The following is an 18,405-nucleotide window of genomic DNA, read 5'->3' on the forward strand; positions in this document are numbered from 1 at the left end:
TAACGCAATGACCGACGCTGTAGCCCATGACGTTGAACTGGACGCCAGTGGCTTGAATTGCCCGTTGCCGTTGCTCAAGGCCAAGATGGAGCTCAACCGGATGGCCAGCGGTACCGTGCTCAAGGTGATTGCCACTGATGCGGGGTCACAGCGCGATTTCCGCACCTTTGCCCGATTGGCCGGTCATACGCTGCTCCGCGAAGAGGATGAAGCGGGCGTTTACCAGTACTGGTTGAAAAAAGCCTGAAACCTGCGGCGTTTGTTCTTAAGGATTATTAATGTTCAAGGTGTTACGCGACTGGATTCAGCGCTACTTCTCCGATGAAGAAGCCGTGGTTCTCGCCGTTCTGTTGTTTCTGGCGTTCACCGCCGTGCTCACATTGGGCGGCATGCTTGCGCCCGTGCTGGCCGGGATGGTGCTGGCGTATCTGATGCAGGGACTGGTGGTTACCCTTGAACGCGTGCGTGTACCTGGCGGGGTCGCGGTGGGGTTGGTCTTTGCGTTGTTCATGGGAGTGTTGCTGGTATTTATCGTGGTCGTGGTGCCGTTGCTCTGGCATCAGTTGATCACGTTGTTCAACGAGCTGCCGGGAATGCTCGCGAAGTGGCAGTCGCTGTTGCTGCTGCTACCGGAACGCTATCCCCATCTGGTCTCAGACGAGCAGGTGCTGCAGGCCATCGACGTGGCGCGGGGCGAGATTGGCAAGTTCGGCCAGTGGGCGCTGACGTTCTCGCTGTCGAGTCTGCCGCTGTTGGTGAACATCATGATCTATCTGGTGCTGGTGCCGATTCTGGTGTTTTTCTTCCTCAAGGACCGCGAAATGATTGGTCGGTGGGTGCGCGGTTATTTGCCCCGTGAACGGGCGCTGATTACCCGCGTCGCGCATGTGATGAACCGACAGATCGCCAACTACATTCGCGGCAAGGTCATCGAGATCTTCATCTGCGGTGGCGCGACCTACATCGGTTTCGTCGTGTTGGGGCTCAACTACGCGGCGCTGCTGGCGCTGCTGGTGGGCATCTCGGTGGTGGTGCCCTACGTCGGAGCCGTGGTGGTGACCGTGCCGGTGCTCCTGATTGCGCTATTCCAGTGGGGCTGGAGCGATCAGTTCATCTATTTGATGGCGGTCTACGGCATCATCCAGGTCTTGGACGGAAACGTGCTGGTGCCGTTGTTGTTCTCGGAAGCGGTCAACCTGCACCCGGTGGCGATCATTTGCGCGGTGCTGTTGTTCGGTGGCTTGTGGGGCTTTTGGGGGGTGTTTTTTGCGATACCACTGGCCACGCTATTTAAGGCTGTGCTGGATGCCTGGCCGCGCAAGGAGCCCGAGGTGGCACCATTGTTATAACGCTCGGCCTTGATTCGGGGCTGATAAGCTCTTCGCGGGCAAGCCCGCTCCTGCAGTTGACCGAGTTGTAAAGGCTGACACAGTCTCATGTGGGAGCGGACTTGCCCGCGAAGGCATCCGAACAGACGCTGGGGAAATCAGGCTTTGTTGAGGGCCTGAGCGGCAGCCAACACCGCATCAACATGCCCCTGCACCTTCACGCCACGCCATTCCTGACGTAGCACGCCGTCCTTGTCGATCAGGAACGTGCTGCGATCCACGCCCATGTATTCCTTGCCGTAGAGCTTTTTCAGCTTGATCACGTCGAACTGCTGGCAAAGCGCTTCTTCCTTGTCGCTGATCAGCTCGAAGGTGAATGCCTGCTTGGCCTTGAAGTTTTCGTGGGACTTCAGGCTGTCGCGCGATACGCCGAACACTTCGGTGTTGGCGGCTTTAAAAGCTTCGAGCTGATCGCGAAAGCCCTGGCCCTGGGTAGTGCAGCCTGGCGTGCTGTCCTTCGGATAGAAGTAGATCACCACTTGCTTGCCTTTGAGCGCAGCGAGGCTGACGGTCTGCCCGCTGGTGGCGGGTGCTTCGAAATCGGCAACCGGTTGGTCGATAGCAACGGCCATGAAAGCTTCCTTACATTGGGTTTTGTGGGCGCCACGGTTCGATCAGGGCGTCCAGGTTCAGCGCGTCGGCAAAATCCAGGAACTGATCGCGTAGCCAACTGATTTGCACGCCGGCCGGCAAGGTCACGGTAAACGTGGCATTGAGCATGGTGCCGCCGGTCTGCGGAGCCTGATAGGTGTCGCAGGTCAGGTTCTCCAGCTCAACGTTGTGATCCATGAAGAACTGGCACAACTCGTTGACGATGTCCGAGCGATAGGCCGAACTGACGTAGGCGACGTAAGGCAAGGCCTGCGGACGATTCTCCAGGGCTGCGCTGCGCACAACATTGACGGTGAAGGCGTGCCGTTTGGCCAGCACGGGCAGGCTGCCTTCCAGGCGTGCCAGGGCGTCCCAGCTGCCGGAGACTTCAAGGACCAGCGCACTGCACTCGCCGTGGCGTGTCAGCCGAGAGGTGACCACGGCGCAGCGGTTTTCATGGCTGGCGCGGCACAGGACGTTAGTCAGCTCCATGGGGTTGGCGCCAAGGGCACTGATGACAAGGAATTGTTCGCGAACTGTGGGGGTGGACATGCAGCATTCCTAAAGCGATGAGCGGTCGATACTTCTGTCGGCTTGTTTTGTCGAGGCTAGCCTGCGCAAGCGTATTCGGAAAACCCGAGGCGCAGCTTGCAACGTGCTCCTCAATGGCAGGAGCGAGGGGCGGCAACGCTGGATCAGGGCTTGTGATGCCGAAAATCGAGGCAGAAACCCGACGTACGAGCTTGTCAGTATCGATCAAAGTCTGAAGGGTAGCGAAAAGCAGCGCCAAGGGGAATGGCGGCAGCGCAGTACTTCGCTTGTACAAGCATCTTGGCGCCAGTACCATTACCGCTCTCTTTTTCCGGCAGGAGCGGTTGCATGATTGCGGGCAGTATGGTGGCACTGGTCACACCCATGGATGCGCAGGGTCGTCTCGACTGGGACAGTCTGAGCAAACTGGTGGACTTTCACCTGCAAAACGGCACCCACGCCATCGTGGCGGTTGGCACAACAGGTGAATCGGCCACTCTTGATGTGAACGAACACATCGAAGTCATCCGTCGCGTAGTGAAGCAGGTCAATGGCCGCATTCCGGTGATCGCCGGTACCGGTGCCAACTCGACCCGCGAAGCCATCGAGCTGACCACCAATGCGAAGACCGCCGGCGCCGATGCCTGCCTGCTGGTCACGCCGTACTACAACAAGCCGACCCAGGAAGGTCTGTACCAGCACTTCAAGGCGATTGCCGAAGCCGTCGACATCCCGCAGATCCTCTATAACGTGCCGGGTCGCACCGCTTGCGACATGCAGGCTGAAACCGTGATCCGCCTGTCGACCGTCAAGAACATCATCGGCATCAAGGAAGCCACCGGCGACCTCAAGCGTGCCAAAGCCATCATCGACGGCGTCAGCAGCGATTTCCTGGTGATCTCCGGTGACGATGCCACCGCGGTCGAGCTGATCCTGCTGGGCGGCAAGGGCAATATTTCGGTGACCGCCAACGTCGCTCCGCGCGACATGGCCGACCTGTGCATCGCTGCTCTGAATGGTGAGGCCGAGAAAGCCCGGGCCATCCATGAAAAGCTGATGCCGCTCAATAAAACCCTGTTTATCGAATCCAACCCTATTCCCGTGAAATGGGCGCTGCATGAAATGGGCCTGATGCCGGACGGTATCCGTCTGCCGCTCACCTGGCTCAGCGCCGAATGTCACGAACCGCTGCGGCAGGCCATGCGCCAGTCCGGCGTCCTGGTTTAATTGAGGAAGTACAACGCATGAAGCGAATGGCCGGACTTTCCGCACTTGCCTTGATTATCTCCAGCACCAGTGGCTGCGGATGGGTCTGGGGCCCGGAAGGTTATTTCCGTGACCGTGGTAGCGATTACCTGGGCGCGCAACAGACTGCACCGATGCAAATGCCGCCGGATATCAGCACCGCCAAGCGCCTTGACCCGCTGTTGCCGATCCCGCGTAACGTGGCTGATGAAACCGTCAAGGGCGAGTACGTCGTTCCTCGTCCACAACCGCTATCGGTCGCTGCCGACGCCAGTGCCTACTCCCTGCAAAAGAGCGGTGACTCGCGCTGGATCCTCGCGCAAAACCAGCCGGCCGAAGCCTGGCCAGCGGCTGTGCAATTCTTCCAGGACAACGGTTTCCGCCTGGACGAGCAGCGCCCGCAAACCGGTGAGTTCACCACCACCTGGCAGCATTCCGACGAACTTTCCGCAGCCATGGCCAAGCGCCTGAGCGCAGCCGGTGTCGCTTCTGACAGCGAAATCCGTGCCCGGGTACGTATCGAGCCGGGTGTGCAGCGCAACACCAGTGAAGTCTATGTGGTGACCGCCGAGCGTCCTGCCGGCAGTACCGCCGACGTCGCCTTCACTAACCGTTCGGTCAACACCGGCCTGGACGCGGCATTGGTCGATGACATGCTCGCGAGCATGAGCCGCATCTCGGAGAAGGGTGGTTCGGTGTCCATGCTGGCCTCCCGTGACTTCGACGCACCTGGTCGTGTCAGCCTGAATGTGGACGGCAGCGGCAACCCTGTCCTGAACGTTGGTTCCGACCTGGATCGTGCCTGGTCAAGCGTCGGCCGCGCCCTGGAGCACGGCGAATGGCGCGTGGAAGACATCAACCGCAGCCTGGGCCTGTACTACATCAACCTGGCTGAAAAAGCCGAGAAGAAAGACGACAAGCCAGGGTTCTTCAGCGGACTGTTCGGCGGCAAGTCGAGCAAGGAAGAAGTTGAAGCCCGTGCCGAGCGTTATCAGGTTCGCCTGAGCAAGGTGGGTGAGAGCGTTCAGGTCACCGTCGAGAAAAACATCAACACCGTGGCGCCTGCTGATGTAGCGCGCAAAGTGTTGAGCGTGATTCAGGACAACTTGGGCTGATCACATGCGTTTTGCCGTTCTCGGCAGCGGTAGCCAGGGGAACGGCACGCTGGTAGCCAGTGCTGATACATACGTGCTGGTGGATTGTGGTTTCTCCCTGCGGGAAACCGAAAAACGCCTGCTGCGCCTGGGTGTGCACCCTGCGCAGCTGAGCGCGATACTCGTGACCCACGAACATGCCGACCACGTGCATGGCGTGGGTTTGCTGTCTCGGCGCTACAATCTGCCTGTCTACCTGAGTCGCGGGACCTTGCGCGGGATGCGCAAGCCGATTGAACCCGCGGGCTTTCTGGCGGGCGGCGAGCAACTGCGGATCGGCGACTTGAGCATTGGTGTCATTGCCGTGGCCCACGATGCACAGGAACCGACGCAGTACGTCTTCAGTGACGGTGAACGGCGATTCGGCCTGTTGACCGACCTGGGGTCATACTGCAACAGGGTGCTGGACGGTTATCGGGATCTCGATGCATTGATGATCGAGGCCAACCATTGCCGTGACATGCTGGCTCGCGGTCATTACCCGTACTTTCTGAAGCAGCGGGTGGGCGGCGAACTGGGACATTTGAACAACCATCAGGCGGCATTCCTGGTGGCCGAGTTGGGCTGGCAAGGCCTGCAACACCTGGTCCTGGCCCATCTGAGCAGCAAGAACAACCTGCCGCAGCTGGCCCGGCAATGTTTTGTCGACACCCTAGGGTGCGACCCGGACTGGCTGCAATTGGCCGATCAAGATTCAGGGCTCGACTGGCGACACATCGCCTAGCCCATCTACTTAGCAAGCGGAGCCCATCATGGAAAAACGTGAAGAACTCTACCGCGGCAAAGCCAAGTCGGTTTACAAGACCGACGACGCTAACCGTTTGATCCTGTTGTTTCGTAACGACACCTCGGCGTTCGACGGCAAGCGCATCGAACAGCTCGACCGCAAAGGCATGGTGAACAACAAGTTCAACGCCTTCATCATGCAGAAACTCGAAGCCGCCGGCGTGCCGACCCAGTTCGACAAGCTCCTGGGCGACAACGAGTGCCTGGTGAAGAAGCTGGACATGATCCCGGTCGAGTGCGTCGTGCGTAACTACGCCGCCGGCAGCCTGGTCAAGCGCCTGGGTGTCGAAGAAGGCATGAAGCTCAACCCTTACACCTTCGAACTGTTCCTGAAGGACGACGCCAAGGGCGACCCGTTCATCAACGAATCCCACGTCGTGGCATTCGGCTGGGGCACGGCCGAGCAACTGGTTCGCATGAAAGAACTGTCGCTCAAGGTCAACGAAGTCCTGAGCAAATTGTTCGATGACGCCGGCCTGCTGCTGGTCGACTTCAAACTCGAATTCGGCGTGTTCCACGACGGTTCCATCGTTCTGGGTGACGAATTCAGCCCGGACGGCTGCCGTCTGTGGGACAAGGCGACCGGCAAGAAAATGGACAAGGACCGCTTCCGTCAGGGCCTCGGTGACGTTATCGAAGCCTACGAAGAAGTCGCCAATCGTCTGGGCGTACCGCTTTAACCGACGCAAGCATCTGATAGCACGGAAAAATTTCGCTTGGGGGGTTCGCTTCCGGCAAAAGTGTTGTTATGATGCGCGCCGTTGGAGAGATGCCAGAGTGGCCGAATGGGACGGATTCGAAATCCGTTGTACCTTCACCGGTACCTAGGGTTCGAATCCCTATCTCTCCGCCATTATTGAATAAGACTAAGCCCCTGTAATCGTTAGAGATTACAGGGGCTTTTTCGTTTCTGGCGATCCTGTTAGGGCATTTTTAGGGCATTTTTCCTGCCCTGAATACCGCTTGAGAACGCTCAGCGCCGTCACGGACTCCGCACCCGGGAAATAATGGTTATCGTCCGAACGGCGTTATCAGCGGCGTTTGATTAAAAAATGCAATGGCGTGTCACGTTGCCATCAGCTAGATTCTGATTGCAGACGAAAACCTAATATTGCCTGGGAATTCACGATTCTAACGTCGGAACCATTCGTCGTTACGATTATCGGATACATTAAGAATGTACGTTTGGTGCTTCAAATGTCTGTAGCCATTTGCTAGCATCGCGTACCAAATTTTTGGGCTCGTAGGGATACGAGACTTTACCGGAGCTGCATATGCAAACAAATCGTACTGATTTCGAGGCTGGTTTTGCACTACTGGGGTTGAATCCTTCCCCTGGCGCTGCTTATCAGGGCGCACATAGCTACGCTCGTCAGTTCAAGAAATGTTCGATTCTGACTGAAGCTAGCGTGGGTTACGCTGCTACTTCGGCAGGCAGCTCGGCGAAAGTCATCTCCAAAAAGTAATTCAGTTTCTTCTCAAAAGCCCGGTATTCAGCCGGGCTTTTTTATGGACGTTTATATGCCAAATTGGACCCAGGTTTTAGAAGAGATCGTTATCAAGGCTCAGTCGAGCACGAACGCTGTTGACGACGTACGCAAAAAGTACCTGGGGCTTTTGCAGAAAAAGACAGGCCGTAACGTCATTGCCTATTACTCTGGCTTCCTTCAAAAGCCTGGCTATGCATTTGGGCAAGTGAACGACGACGATAAAAATGGTTTTATGAATGCGGTCCACGGATTGGATCGCTCGCAAGGCTTGGATTTGATCTTGCACACACCTGGTGGTGACTTGTCCGCGGCGGAATCTATCGTCCATTACCTACGGCAAATGTATGGAACAGATATCCGGGCGGTAATTCCTCAGCTGGCGATGTCGGCTGGCACTATGATTGCCTGCGCTTGTTCTGAAATTGTCATGGGCAAGCAATCAAATATCGGCCCATTCGACCCTCAATTTGGCGGTATACCGGCGCACGGGGTTCTTGAGGAGTTCGAGAACGCTATCGAATCTGTTAAGCGCGATCCTCTCTCCACGCCGATCTGGCAAGCCATCATCAACAAATATCACCCTACCTTCTTGGGAGAGTGTGAGAAGGCAATTGAGCTAGCAGATCTCATTGTTAAAAATTGGCTCGTAAGTGGCATGTTCAAGGGTGACCCGGATGCTGTCGCAAAAGCGGATAACATCGTCCTAGCGTTGAATGATCACGCTGGAACCAAGACTCACTCCCGGCATTTGCACATTGAGGATGCGGTGGGCTTTGGTCTGAAGGTGGTGAAGCTGGAAGACGATGAAGAGCTGCAGGATTTGGTGCTGACGGTGCACCACGCTTACATGCATACGTTTGCGAACTCGCCTGCAGGCAAGATCATTGAGAACCACAACGGCAGCGCAATCGTACTGTTTTCTCAATGATCAGTTGAGCCTTTGGACTACGGCCGAAACCCCAACATGGCAGAGACCATACCTGCCATGCTCTTGGTATCTCTTGGTATCCATCTGCCGTAGTGCTTTCTAACCATCGTTGTATCGGCGTGGCCCAGCTGCCTGGCCACCCATTCGACCGGGACGTAGCTAGACAGCATCTGACTGGCAAATGTGTGGCGACACTGGTTGGCCCCTCGATGGCGGACTCCTGCCTTTTTCAGGTGAGCGGTAAACCAATTGCTCAATGTCTTGCCGCTCCATAGCAGGCCGCTGGTTGAGCTGCGGAAAAGAAACCTCACTTTCATTTTCTTGGACGTGATGTTGTCGCGCTGGATAACGGTGATCTCAACGGTGGCTGCTTCCTTGGCGGCGGCAACAATCTCCCGCATCAGTTCGAGGGCAGGGTCTATCAGCTCGACGACTCGTACCCTGGAGCGTTCTTTGGGAACCTTGAATTCGCCGACGACCAATGCGCGGCGGACATGCACCAGGCCGGCTTCAAGATCGATGTCTTCAACGGCGAGCCCAATGAGTTCGGAGAGGGACAGCCCGGCCCAGCAGTTGAACTCGATCATTCGGGTGTCGGCTCGTCGATCGGGATCCGTTTTGCCGATCAATTCAATCTCGGTGCGACTGAAAGGGTCGGCATGTTCTAGGTCGACGTCGGATCCGACGTTGCTGATCCGATCGAGCGGGTTGGCCTTGAGGATGCCATCGCCGAATGCGTCAGCCCAGACTCCGCGGACGACGGTGAAAATGTCGTTCACTGTCTTTGGGGCCAGGCCTTGTTTGAGCAACTGCGCCTGGAACAACTCGATGTCGCTCTTGCTGATGTCGACGATCCGTCGCTTGCCGAATTTTTTCTCGACGTGCACAGCCTTGCTGACGTAGTTAACGACGGTGCTCGAAGCTTTGAGCGCGCGCTGAACCTCCAGCCAGCGATCAATGCCTTCCTTCACTGTGCGCTTTAGCGACGGGCCACCAGTCCCCGTGAACATGGCAGCCCTGGGCGAGTTCGGAAAGTGGGCCGCATAGTCGAAGCGGCCCTCTTTTATTTCCGCGAGGATCGTGCGGCGCTTGTTGTCGGCGTAGGTGATCGCGGCCTTGTTTACTTTCGAGATCCCTTCCAAGGGTTCCCGGCACCGTTGGCCGTTGAAGATGAACCATATTCGCAATTGCTTGCCGTTCATCTCAACGCCGGTCGGCATTTTGTCGGTCATGGTTTCCCTTCCATCCAGCGCTCAATCGCGGCACGGTTGTAAACGATCACGTTGGCTGGGTCCTTGCGCCAGTGTTTGCCTTCAAGCCAGAGGCCGCGGGTGCGATACTTGCGGACGGCTTCGGTGCTCAGACCGAACACTGGATACAGCAGATCCTGGCGGAACCAGGCGCCTGGTGTGATGTGGAGGTCGAGTTTCTCTGCTGCGCTCATCGTTGTTTCTCCCCTGCGCGCCGGGCGATACCCTCGGCTTGGCGTTGCTTGCTGCATTGTTCGTGATTGCCGTGTGCCCGCGACCTGTTGCATTTGTCGCAGATGGTTTGTAAGTCGAGTGGGGGCATTTGCCCGCGGCGGATTCGGACTGTCCGGCGAAGGGTGTTCATGCGGCAGCTCCCGGTTTAGCGGTGGTACTGATGCGATTGGCTAAGTCCAGGAGCCTCTGTGCTTGCTTCTCCGCCTTCAATTGGGTCGATTCCGTGCCTGGCATTGCCCGCCAAGTCATTTGGGCGAGAATCAGCGTGGCGTGCGCTTGCAGCAGCGTTTGATAGTCTGCCCAGGTGAGTATCGATTCGGCTTGGGGTGTTTGACTGAGGCGGATGATGTCCTTCGTCAGTCCGGCGACTCGCTCCTGGTGGTACTTGGATTGAGCCGCAACACCTCTTGCGATGGCGCGTAGGACTGCTTGGCGGACGAAGTAGGCCATCAGCAACAGCCCAACGGCTGAGCAGGCGGCGATGATGATCAAATGTTGTGTTTGCATGTGCTGTGCTCCTCGGTAGAGCCCGCCGCCGGGACCATTGGTGAGAGGCCGGCGACGGGATGTTGCAGTGGTGGTTAGCCCAGGTTGAAGCTTCCGATGGTCAACTTCGCGCCGCCGCCGACTTCCTGCTGAACGACGTCCTTGAATTCTTGTGCGAGGTCTTCGCGCAGTTGCTCTTCGCCAATCCAGCGCAGGCGGAGTAGGGGCTTGTCACCGCCGGTGAGGACAGCAACACGAAGTCGGATGATCTGGACCTTCAGCCCTTCGTAGGGCTCGACGGTGAATAGGAATTCGGCTGGCAGGCCTTCCGAGGATTTCGCTTCGATCTGGTCCATCGCCGAACGGGATGCGCTCAGGTCGCCGACGACATGTTCGCTTTTGCGTGCTTGCTCGATGCTGATGGAGCGGATGGCGCTCGCGGCTTTGCGCAGATCGATGTGGCTGTCGTCCGCTGCAAGGGCTTGGAGGTTCGACGCCCAATCCTCTATCCAGTCGCTCAGGTCTTTCTGTGCGAATTGGACGCTGGCAGCTCGTTCGAGCGCTCGGAAGGCGGCAGTTTTTCTGAGGTTGAGGGTGGCGGTGAAGTCGCCGTGCCCTGGTTCTTTGGTGTTGCCCAGGTTGAAAATCACGGTGCACGACATGGCTTCTGCGTCGACAAAACCAGATGCGACGATATCGGCGCTTTGCTCCATCACGTAGTTGCCGAAGTCCAGCAACGAGTGAGTGGTGAGCGCACCGCGGAAGCGACTGCGAGCGGCTTGAAACTTCTCGATGCTGTGGATCTTCTGGTCAGACGGCAGCACCAGAGCCGGAGTGAAGGTGCTCAGCGGCTTGGCATAGGCCAGTACGGCGGTGTCTTGAATCAACTGAATTGCTTTAGCTTCCATTGGATCGTTTTCCTTTTGGTGAGAGGCATGGGTAGAGTGGTTAGGACTTCGCGTGAATCGGCGCGGCGTCTCGGTTGAACAGCTGGCCCGCGCGAGGCGCTTCGGCAAACAAGGTCAGGCGACCGCCCTCGTTGACATGCATCGGCGTGTCGAGGTTTGTGTCTTCGCTGCGGCTGCCGCGTTTGGTTGGCACCTTGTAGGCGAGCTTGTGGTTGACCGTTACCTGGTGGCTGTCGGCAATCTGTTTCAGCGTGAAGGTCAGCGTGACGGAGCCGACCTTGCCGTTATCGACAACGCCCGCTGCCACTTCGGAAAGGGCGTGGCCGATCTGGTTCGCGAAGACGCCCGCGTTGAGTTCGCCGATGAATTCGGCTGTGTCTGTTGGTTTCATGTGCTGTGCCTAATTGAGTGCGAGTTGTTTGCCTCTGGACGGCAGGGGCCACCGATATATCAGGCTGCTTGCTTCGCCGCTTGGGCGTCGAGGAAGTCAGCCAAGTCGTGCAGGTAAACCACGCGCTTCGCCCGTGCCGAGTTGTGCAGCCGCTTGACGACCAAGGCGATACGCCCGGCCTTGATCTCTTCCAGCAGGTAGCGGTCGGTCCGGATGTGCGTGAAGTACTGCTCTCGGACTGCGGTCAATGACGGGCAAGGTGTGGCGAACTGTCTGCGAAGTTGGTCAAGGGTGTTGCTCATGCGGCTTCCTCCCCGAACCCCTCCGATCGGGGCACCAGCTTGAGGCGGATCAATTCGGCCAGCCCTTCCTTGCTTTTGCCCATCGCGGCGGCGCAGATTTGGCCTTTGGCATCAGCCACCACGGCACCGAATGGATACTCGGCTGAGTTGGTGGGGGTAACGTAGGCCACTTGTCCGTCTTGAATGACGTTGTTGACGCAGCGAAATACCTCCGCCAGATCGGTACTCAGCACCGGCATGCTTTCCAGCAACTGAACGGCTTCAGTCGAGGCGCCAATCAGCGTGGCTCGGCTGATGACGCCGGGACAGCTGAGGAAGATCGGGATCAACTTCAGGGCGCCGAGGGCTTGTGTGTAGGCGTTGGCTTGATTGGTTTTCATGCGGCGGCGTCCTTGTTCGTAATGGTGATGCCCAACTTCTTTGCCAGCCAATCCACCCCGGCTTCTTTCACCATCACTACGGCGTAGTGAACCGGCTTGCCGATCGTGGGGTTCCAGCGGACGCGGGGGTCTGAGTACAGACGGCCTTGGTCGCGGTACTGGCTGGCGAGGTCACCGCTGCTGTTCAAGATGCCCAGCTCCCGCAACCTGGTGCGGAAAGCGCGGGGCTTGATGCCGAGCACTGCGGCGGTTTGGTCCAGGGTGCGGTTCATGGCGCTGTCCTCAGGCGGCGGTCAATTTGCGAACGCGGTCAAGCAATGCTTCCGAGTCGGCCAGTGCCTGATCAATTTGCGCCAGTCGGCCGAACTGTTCTGGTGGCGCGGGTTGCGCCGACTCAATGCGGCCGTTCGCGATGTCCTGGATGAAATCCCTCAGGTGCAGGTGATTGGCTCGGTCTGACCGCTTGAGGGTCAGTTCGCCGGTGTGGCCGCCCAGGTCAACATTGATGAGGGCGGTGGTGTCGGTGAGCTCGACTTCAAAGCTTGCGTGGATGGTTTGCTCTGGCCTTTGAAGGGGGCACACGGCGGCGCCTCCAACCTGCAGCATATGGTGCAGTAGCTCTTGTTTCGCGAGCGGAATCAGATAGCTATTCATGCTGCGTCACCCCCGAATGGCCACGGGCTTTCGTTTTGGGTGGTGTTGTGGAGCTCGATGGCTGCGGTGCGACCTTTGGGGGTGCTAATCACTAGCAGGCCGGTTTGGCGCTGGATAGCTTCGACAGCTGCACGGCTACTACATGCGGATGGGTGCAGATAGACAGGGCAGCGGGTATTGCTGTGCTGTGTAGATTGCATGGCTCGTACTCTTTGGTGAGAGGTGTACGAGGCAGACGATACAAATACGTATTGGTTGAGTCAATACGTATTTGAATTGATTTTGTAGTGAGACATAAAAAAGCCCGCAAGGCGCGGGCTCAATCTGTCGTTCGATGTATTAGAAAATTTCTAGTTTCGAGAACACAACGCCGCAAATCATTGCATCGTCTCCCAGTTCAATGATCGGCTCGGGCCACGCAGGGTTCAACGGCTTAAGGAATCGGCGCTTTCCTTCCATCACGAGCTGTTTAAACGTTGCCTCTTGGCTGTCGACTAATTTGGCGATGACAAGTGAGCCGTTTTCGGCGTCCTTCGCAGGGTCAACAAAAATGATATCCCCATCTCTGAAGGAGCGACGTTCATGTTGGTTGAACATGGAAAGTCCGCGCACTCGGAGAGCATAAGTTTGTCTGCTATGAGACGCGGCGCAAGGGAGCCATATCTCTGCATCATCAAGTGAACGAACGTCTTCTATTTCGCACCAGGTGCCTGCTTGTACCCAAGAAATCAACGGCACATATCCTTTGATTGCCGGCCCTGGCTCCACATTGGATTCAGAGCTTGAGGGCGATGCGACCTCAATATTTGGATCTTTGTGTTCGCCACCTTTCCACAGCCAGTTACTGCTGACTTTCAAGGCTTTGGCGATTTTTTCAATGTTCTCGTGACGCGGGCTAGCCACCGCATTTGTCACGATCCTATGAATAGTCGGCTGAGGGACGCCAGAGCGGCGGCCAAGTTCGCCTTCGGATAGATCTAGCTCTTGCATGCGTTGAGCGATGCGGTCACCTATCACTGTTCTCTGCCTTGATTCAAAAACGTATCGGGGATTGTATTGAATCAATCAATACGTTTGTGTATTGTGGCGCTCAATGCGAAAGCGCATCGGTGAACGATATGACTATCCAAGAAATGCTCGGGGAGTTGCTGCGGTCAGGTTTGTCCCAACGGGTCATCGCAGATCGTGTAGGGACAACGCAGCCGACTATTAATCGTGCCGCTAAAGGTGCTGATGTTCGGTATGTAACTGGGAAGGCCATCGAGAGCCTTTACACGCAAGAAAAAGCAGCTGCTGGCTTGAAGTCCGCAGCTTAAAGGGTGCTGGGCTGGGGCCTCTCACCAAAGATCCCCCAGCCCAGCTACGACGATACACAGCACATGCACATCGGTCGTGGTCGTAGGATAGGGTTTGCCCTGGACTATGGCTAGACCGTAAACAGGGGATTTACGGTTATGAGTCGAACAGATCTTTTGCCGGACGCCGGTCCGGTCCTTCCACTGCGACAGGCGATTTATCGCGCTGGTCGTGACTACAAGGGCGGAATTACCGCCCTTGCCTTTGACATGGTGTTGGACAACGACACACTTCAGAAGAAACTCAAACTCGATGAAGAGCGCCGCTGGCTGAACCCTGATGAGCTGGAAGAGCTGATCAGGTTGACCGGCGATTCGCGTTTGCTCGATGCGCTGATGCGCCCGGCGGGTGCAGTCTGGTACCGCCCGGTGCCGGTACCGGCCACGCGTGATGCGTTGAAAGCCGTTGGCAAATTGCTTGGAGAGGCCGGCGAGTTTGTCGCGGCGATGCACGACGGTGCTGCCGACAACGTGTGGGAGCTTCACGAAGTCCTCGATCTTGAAAAGCAGGGGATGGACGTGATCCGCGAAGTTCTCGGAATCATGGCGGGTGCTCGTCAGGCGATGGAGGATCGTGCTCATGGCTGATGAAATCGATCGCGCCAACGACCAGGCGCAATACCTGCTCGACGTTGCGCTTCAGCGTCGTCGTCTTGTGCCATCCAGCCGCGTCAGCGCTCAGTTTTGCGCGGATTGCGACGATCCCATCCCGTTGCTTCGACAGCAGACGATTGCCGGTTGCCAAACCTGCGTCGACTGTCAGGGGTTGCGGGAGGCTCGGCGATGACTGAACCGGCCAAAGGACTAGCCATCGCCGAGTGGGCAAAGCGTTACATCAACACCTTCGACCTCGCCCTGGTATCGATTGAACCAGGTGAAAAAGCCCCAAAGGGCAAGGGGTGGAACCAGCCGGGCGGCTACATCACCGATGCGTCTGCTGCTGAAGCATTCTGGCAGCGAAATCCCAACCACAATCTTGGCGTCGTGCTTGGGCCGAGCCGTGTCTGTTCGCTGGACGTCGACGACGTTCGGTGGACGCGGCATGTGTTATACGAGCTGCTAGGTGTCGATCTGGATGCCATGGCGTTGGTGTATCCGACCATTGTTGGTAACCCCGCGCGCTTCCGGGTCGTGTTCAAAGTGCCCGAAGGCATTGAGCTGACCCGGCACTCTCTTTCCTGGCCGAATGAAAAAGATCCTGACGGTTCGATTCACAAAGGTCTGATGGATAAAGCCAAAGCTGCGAAAGAGCAGGGAGATGCAGTCGGGGAGGCTGCGGCGCGCGCGGAGGCTGAAGAGTACAAGCGTTTCACGGTGTTCGAGCTTCGCGCTGGCCTGGTTCAGGACGTGTTTCCGCCTTCGATTCATCCGGGTACCGGCAAGCCTTACACCTGGAAAACCCCACCGAATGCCAACGACGGCCTGCCGACGCTGACTGTTGATCTGCTGAATATCTGGCAAGGCTGGGAATTTTTCAAGCGTGATGCCGAGGCAGCCTGCCCGTGGGCAATCAAGCCAACCGGGGCGCCGGCGAAGGTCATTAAGCGTTCAGCACCTGCCGCGGGCAAGCAGCCGTCGGTGATCGATGAGTTCAACCGCTGCCACGACATCGAAGAACTGTTGCGTGCTCACGGTTATATCAAGCGGGGTAGCAAGTGGCTTTACCCTCAGAGCAGCACCGGCCTGCCAGGTGTGACAATCGCTGACGGCAAGGTCTATTCGCACCACGGTGCGGATCCGCTCGCGAACGGGCATCAGAACGACGCCTTCGAGGTGTTCTGTTTACTCGAGCACGGCGGCGATCAGTCGAAGGCAGTGAAGGATGCTGCGCGTATGTTGGGTATGCAGCGTTCATCCCGGCCTGATCCGCAGGATCTTCCCCCGACCCCATCCGGTGTGATGAGCGAGCCGAACTGTGCGAACGATGACATCAGCGAGGTCGCTCCTGCTCCTGATGGGGGCGCGGGGGAGGCGCTAACACTTGACCAGTTGCTTCGGCGTTTTGCGCTGGTCGAGGGCACCACGCAAGTGTGGGACTGCGACCAGTCGCGGGTGATGAAGAAAGCTGCATTCGAAGCGCGGGTGGGCAAGCCACTCGCCAAGGCTTGGCTGGATGACACGGGCAAACGGTTGATTGCTGATGATCACGTCCGCGACATCGAGCAAGCGCGGCGCATGTCGGGCAAGAAGGGTGGCGCGCTGGGTATGCCGCCGACTGACCGTTACGTGTACATCGACGGCACCAAAGATGTCTGGGATCGGGAAAAGAAACGGCGTATCGCCGAGGGCGCGGTGAAGATGGCCCTAGGTGACACTTATCCGCTGTGGTTGAACAGCAGTGAGCGGCGCACCGTGGATGTCGAACATATCGTGTTTGATCCGACCATGAGCAAAGACCCTGCGGTGTACATCAATACCTTTGATGGCTTGCCGCTCGAACCAGTCAGGGATGACGAAGCCTGCGCCAACCTGCGGTGGCTGATTTCGTTTTTGTGCAACCACGATGAAGCGGCGTCCCAATGGCTGATCCGCTGGCTGGCGTACCCGTTGCAGCACCTGGGCGCCAAGATGGACACCGCCGTGCTGATGCACTCGATCATGGAAGGCTCAGGCAAAAGCCTGCTGTTCGCTGATGCGCTGGGCATGCTGTACGGCCAGTATGCAGCAACGGTCGGCCAGACGCAGTTGGAGAGCAACTTCAACGCCTGGCAAAGCCGCAAGTTGTGGTCGGTATTCGAAGAGGTGGTGAGCCGCGATCAGCGATACAACCAGGTGGGCAAGATCAAGCACCTGATCACCGGCAAGACGGTGCGGATGGAATCGAAGTTCATCAACGGTTGGGAGGAAGCCAACCATATGAACGCGGTGTTCCTGAGCAACGAGATTTTGCCGTGGCCGATCAGCGACAGTGACCGCCGGATGCTGGTGATGTGGCCCATGGAGACGTTGCCGGTCGAGCGGCAAAAGGCAATCGGCCGCGAGCTGGAGCAAGGTGGTGTCGCTGCGCTGTACGGCTGGTTGTTGTCGGTTGATTTGGGCGACTTCAACCAGCGGACTCGCCCGCCGTCAACGGATGCCCGTGAGCGACTGGTGGCCTTGAGTCGGGCCGGATGGCAGACGTTCCTGCATCTGTGGAAGTACAGCGAGTTGGGCCAGGGGCTTTGGGGGCCGTGTCTGTCGACGGACCTTTACTCGTTGTTTCTCGAATGGTGCCAGCGGAACAAAGAGCATGTGATGAGTCAGACGAAGTTCTCGCTGTTCATCAGTTCCGAGGTCGATAAGACGCGGGCCATTCCCTGGACAGATGGCAACAACCGGCGCTTTGGCGCGTTCTTCTTTCCCGTCGATCAGGACGCTTCCCCGCCCCCATCACTGAAGGCGGCCGAGCTGGGCAAGCAGGTCGAAAACTGGCGGGCCAAGGCGAAGCTGGCGGGCTGGCATGTCGACAGCTGGGACCACATCAAGGCGGCTGCCGCATGACTACTTCTAAAAGTGTGTTGGGTGTGTCGGGTGTGTGTTGGGTTGATTTCGGATACCCCACACAGGGTGGAACCTTCTATTTCGGCTGTTTGCGGGCTTTGTGTCGGGTGTGTTGGGTTGCGCTACGCGTGCGCGCAGGCGTGACGTTAGATGTTCGGTTTCTGATGGCTGATTATTTTTTTCATGCGAGGACAGGAATACCCAACAAACCCAACACACTCGACACAACTCGATTAAAGCTATTGATTTATAAGGGTTTTATCTGTGTTGGGTTTGTGTTGAGTAGCGTGGTTTTTGTGTCGGGTACGGTTTTCGGGGGAGTAGGGCGATGATCGAGGCAATGGAAGTACTGCTGAAGCATTGGGGTGAGCAACTTCGGCTCAATGGCGAAAGCGGCGGCATGGGCAGCCCAATGGCAACGATCATGGAGTGGGGTGGCTGCGCGCCACGCGGCACGCCCGGATCCCGAATCATCCTGGGAGCTGGAGCAGGGCCTGATGCGGTCGCACAGGAGATCGCCGCTGCGCTGTCGGAGATTGGGCGTCAGGGTGAGCAGGGTGATCGGCTGATGCGGCTGGCGGGGCTGCGTTACTGCGATGACCCTGCGCCGACCTGGCCGATGCAGCTGTATCTGCTGGGGATGGAATCGAGAGCGAAACAGACTTACTACGACCAGGTGCATCGTCTGCATGAACGGCTGCTGCAAGTGCTGGCTGAGCGTGCCGATGCCCGTAAGTGGCTTACCGCTGGTCGGGGCATTTTGCCTCAAAGTCTCCTCAAAGTTGCGTCAAAGTTGCGTCGAGTCGGATAACCGAAAATGACCCCTTTTCGGTTCCGTACTCAGGGGGTAAA

The 18,405-nt window shown here is 57.6% G+C and carries 24 protein-coding genes and 1 tRNA gene; 13 read left to right on the forward strand and 12 right to left on the reverse strand.

The features are described 5' to 3' along the window. Window positions 1–7 precede the first annotated feature (7 nt). Both ACGJAX_RS12915 and ACGJAX_RS12920 read left to right on the forward strand, forming a co-directional pair. On the forward strand, window positions 8–247 hold the full coding sequence (locus tag ACGJAX_RS12915; RefSeq protein ID WP_390959248.1) for a sulfurtransferase TusA family protein: 240 nt from the start codon (window positions 8–10) through the stop codon (window positions 245–247). Window positions 248–278: 31 nt separating this feature from the next. After that, complete coding sequence (locus ACGJAX_RS12920; protein ID WP_390959250.1) at window positions 279–1,349, forward strand: AI-2E family transporter; 1,071 nt, start codon at window positions 279–281, stop codon at window positions 1,347–1,349. A 137-nt stretch (window positions 1,350–1,486) separates the two neighbouring features. Here ACGJAX_RS12920 and ACGJAX_RS12925 read toward each other — a convergent pair whose 3' ends face one another. Together ACGJAX_RS12925 and ACGJAX_RS12930 are read right to left on the reverse strand one after the other, a co-directional pair. Beyond that, window positions 1,487–1,960 carry a redoxin domain-containing protein gene (locus tag ACGJAX_RS12925; RefSeq protein WP_390959252.1) on the reverse strand — a complete coding sequence of 158 codons (474 nt, stop codon included), beginning with the start codon at window positions 1,958–1,960 and terminating at the stop codon, window positions 1,487–1,489. A 10-nt stretch (window positions 1,961–1,970) separates the two neighbouring features. Further along, window positions 1,971–2,531, reverse strand: coding sequence for a glycine cleavage system protein R (locus ACGJAX_RS12930; protein ID WP_090317454.1), 561 nt, complete (start codon window positions 2,529–2,531; stop codon window positions 1,971–1,973). A 327-nt stretch (window positions 2,532–2,858) separates the two neighbouring features. Between ACGJAX_RS12930 and dapA the strand changes: the two genes are divergently transcribed. From dapA to ACGJAX_RS12965, 7 genes are all read left to right on the forward strand, one after another. After that, complete coding sequence (dapA, locus tag ACGJAX_RS12935) at window positions 2,859–3,737, forward strand: 4-hydroxy-tetrahydrodipicolinate synthase (RefSeq protein ID WP_090317459.1); 879 nt, start codon at window positions 2,859–2,861, stop codon at window positions 3,735–3,737. A 17-nt stretch (window positions 3,738–3,754) separates the two neighbouring features. Beyond that, window positions 3,755–4,870: an outer membrane protein assembly factor BamC gene (gene bamC / locus ACGJAX_RS12940; RefSeq protein WP_390959254.1), complete on the forward strand. Its 1,116-nt coding sequence runs from the start codon at window positions 3,755–3,757 to the stop codon at window positions 4,868–4,870. 4 nt (window positions 4,871–4,874) lie between these two features. Then, window positions 4,875–5,633 carry an MBL fold metallo-hydrolase gene (locus tag ACGJAX_RS12945; RefSeq protein ID WP_390959256.1) on the forward strand — a complete coding sequence of 253 codons (759 nt, stop codon included), beginning with the start codon at window positions 4,875–4,877 and terminating at the stop codon, window positions 5,631–5,633. Between the two features lie 28 nt (window positions 5,634–5,661). After that, on the forward strand, window positions 5,662–6,375 hold the full coding sequence (gene purC / locus ACGJAX_RS12950) for a phosphoribosylaminoimidazolesuccinocarboxamide synthase (RefSeq protein WP_007944067.1): 714 nt from the start codon (window positions 5,662–5,664) through the stop codon (window positions 6,373–6,375). Window positions 6,376–6,458: 83 nt separating this feature from the next. Next, window positions 6,459–6,548, forward strand: a tRNA-Ser gene (locus ACGJAX_RS12955). A gap of 421 nt (window positions 6,549–6,969) precedes the next feature. Then, complete coding sequence (locus ACGJAX_RS12960) at window positions 6,970–7,161, forward strand: hypothetical protein (RefSeq protein ID WP_390959258.1); 192 nt, start codon at window positions 6,970–6,972, stop codon at window positions 7,159–7,161. A gap of 55 nt (window positions 7,162–7,216) precedes the next feature. Next, the gene (locus tag ACGJAX_RS12965) at window positions 7,217–8,113 is read left to right on the forward strand and encodes an SDH family Clp fold serine proteinase (protein WP_390959260.1); all 897 of its coding nucleotides are present in this window, start codon (window positions 7,217–7,219) and stop codon (window positions 8,111–8,113) included. A gap of 17 nt (window positions 8,114–8,130) precedes the next feature. Here the strand turns inward: ACGJAX_RS12965 and ACGJAX_RS12970 are convergent, their stop codons facing one another. The 10 genes from ACGJAX_RS12970 to ACGJAX_RS13015 form a co-directional block, all read right to left on the reverse strand. Further along, a complete protein-coding gene (locus tag ACGJAX_RS12970; protein ID WP_390959261.1) occupies window positions 8,131–9,345 on the reverse strand; it encodes an Arm DNA-binding domain-containing protein in 1,215 nt (404 codons plus the stop codon). Then, the gene (gene xisR, locus ACGJAX_RS12975) at window positions 9,342–9,557 is read right to left on the reverse strand and encodes an excisionase family protein (protein WP_390959262.1); all 216 of its coding nucleotides are present in this window, start codon (window positions 9,555–9,557) and stop codon (window positions 9,342–9,344) included. The genes ACGJAX_RS12970 and xisR overlap by 4 nt, the downstream gene beginning before the upstream one ends. A 166-nt stretch (window positions 9,558–9,723) precedes the next feature. Then, entirely contained in the window at window positions 9,724–10,104 is a 381-nt protein-coding gene (locus tag ACGJAX_RS12980) for a hypothetical protein (protein ID WP_390959263.1), read from the reverse strand. A gap of 74 nt (window positions 10,105–10,178) precedes the next feature. Beyond that, window positions 10,179–10,991 carry a DUF2303 family protein gene (locus ACGJAX_RS12985; RefSeq protein WP_390959264.1) on the reverse strand — a complete coding sequence of 271 codons (813 nt, stop codon included), beginning with the start codon at window positions 10,989–10,991 and terminating at the stop codon, window positions 10,179–10,181. A gap of 40 nt (window positions 10,992–11,031) precedes the next feature. Further along, window positions 11,032–11,382, reverse strand: a complete 351-nt coding sequence (locus ACGJAX_RS12990) for a hypothetical protein (protein ID WP_390959265.1) — start codon at window positions 11,380–11,382, stop codon at window positions 11,032–11,034. Window positions 11,383–11,441: 59 nt separating this feature from the next. Then, window positions 11,442–11,684: a pyocin activator PrtN family protein gene (locus tag ACGJAX_RS12995; protein WP_390959266.1), complete on the reverse strand. Its 243-nt coding sequence runs from the start codon at window positions 11,682–11,684 to the stop codon at window positions 11,442–11,444. Beyond that, a complete protein-coding gene (locus ACGJAX_RS13000; protein WP_390959267.1) occupies window positions 11,681–12,064 on the reverse strand; it encodes a hypothetical protein in 384 nt (127 codons plus the stop codon). The genes ACGJAX_RS12995 and ACGJAX_RS13000 overlap by 4 nt, the downstream gene beginning before the upstream one ends. Next, window positions 12,061–12,336, reverse strand: coding sequence for a hypothetical protein (locus tag ACGJAX_RS13005; protein ID WP_390959268.1), 276 nt, complete (start codon window positions 12,334–12,336; stop codon window positions 12,061–12,063). The genes ACGJAX_RS13000 and ACGJAX_RS13005 overlap by 4 nt, the downstream gene beginning before the upstream one ends. A gap of 10 nt (window positions 12,337–12,346) precedes the next feature. After that, the gene (locus ACGJAX_RS13010; protein WP_390959269.1) at window positions 12,347–12,718 is read right to left on the reverse strand and encodes a hypothetical protein; all 372 of its coding nucleotides are present in this window, start codon (window positions 12,716–12,718) and stop codon (window positions 12,347–12,349) included. A 339-nt stretch (window positions 12,719–13,057) separates the two neighbouring features. After that, a complete protein-coding gene (locus tag ACGJAX_RS13015; RefSeq protein ID WP_390959270.1) occupies window positions 13,058–13,708 on the reverse strand; it encodes a S24 family peptidase in 651 nt (216 codons plus the stop codon). A gap of 464 nt (window positions 13,709–14,172) precedes the next feature. Between ACGJAX_RS13015 and ACGJAX_RS13020 the strand changes: the two genes are divergently transcribed. From ACGJAX_RS13020 to ACGJAX_RS13035, 4 genes are all read left to right on the forward strand, one after another. Beyond that, window positions 14,173–14,661 (forward strand): phage regulatory CII family protein, encoded by a 489-nt coding sequence (locus ACGJAX_RS13020; protein WP_390959272.1) that lies wholly within the window; start codon window positions 14,173–14,175, stop codon window positions 14,659–14,661. Beyond that, complete coding sequence (locus ACGJAX_RS13025) at window positions 14,654–14,860, forward strand: TraR/DksA C4-type zinc finger protein (protein WP_390959274.1); 207 nt, start codon at window positions 14,654–14,656, stop codon at window positions 14,858–14,860. Before ACGJAX_RS13020 ends, ACGJAX_RS13025 begins: the two co-directional genes overlap by 8 nt. Next, window positions 14,857–17,553: a DUF5906 domain-containing protein gene (locus tag ACGJAX_RS13030; RefSeq protein WP_390959276.1), complete on the forward strand. Its 2,697-nt coding sequence runs from the start codon at window positions 14,857–14,859 to the stop codon at window positions 17,551–17,553. Before ACGJAX_RS13025 ends, ACGJAX_RS13030 begins: the two co-directional genes overlap by 4 nt. A 328-nt stretch (window positions 17,554–17,881) precedes the next feature. Beyond that, a complete protein-coding gene (locus tag ACGJAX_RS13035) occupies window positions 17,882–18,364 on the forward strand; it encodes a hypothetical protein (protein ID WP_390959278.1) in 483 nt (160 codons plus the stop codon). Window positions 18,365–18,405 lie beyond the last annotated feature (41 nt).

This window comes from Pseudomonas moorei, assembly GCF_042846945.1.
Taxonomy (GTDB): domain Bacteria; phylum Pseudomonadota; class Gammaproteobacteria; order Pseudomonadales; family Pseudomonadaceae; genus Aquipseudomonas; species Aquipseudomonas moorei.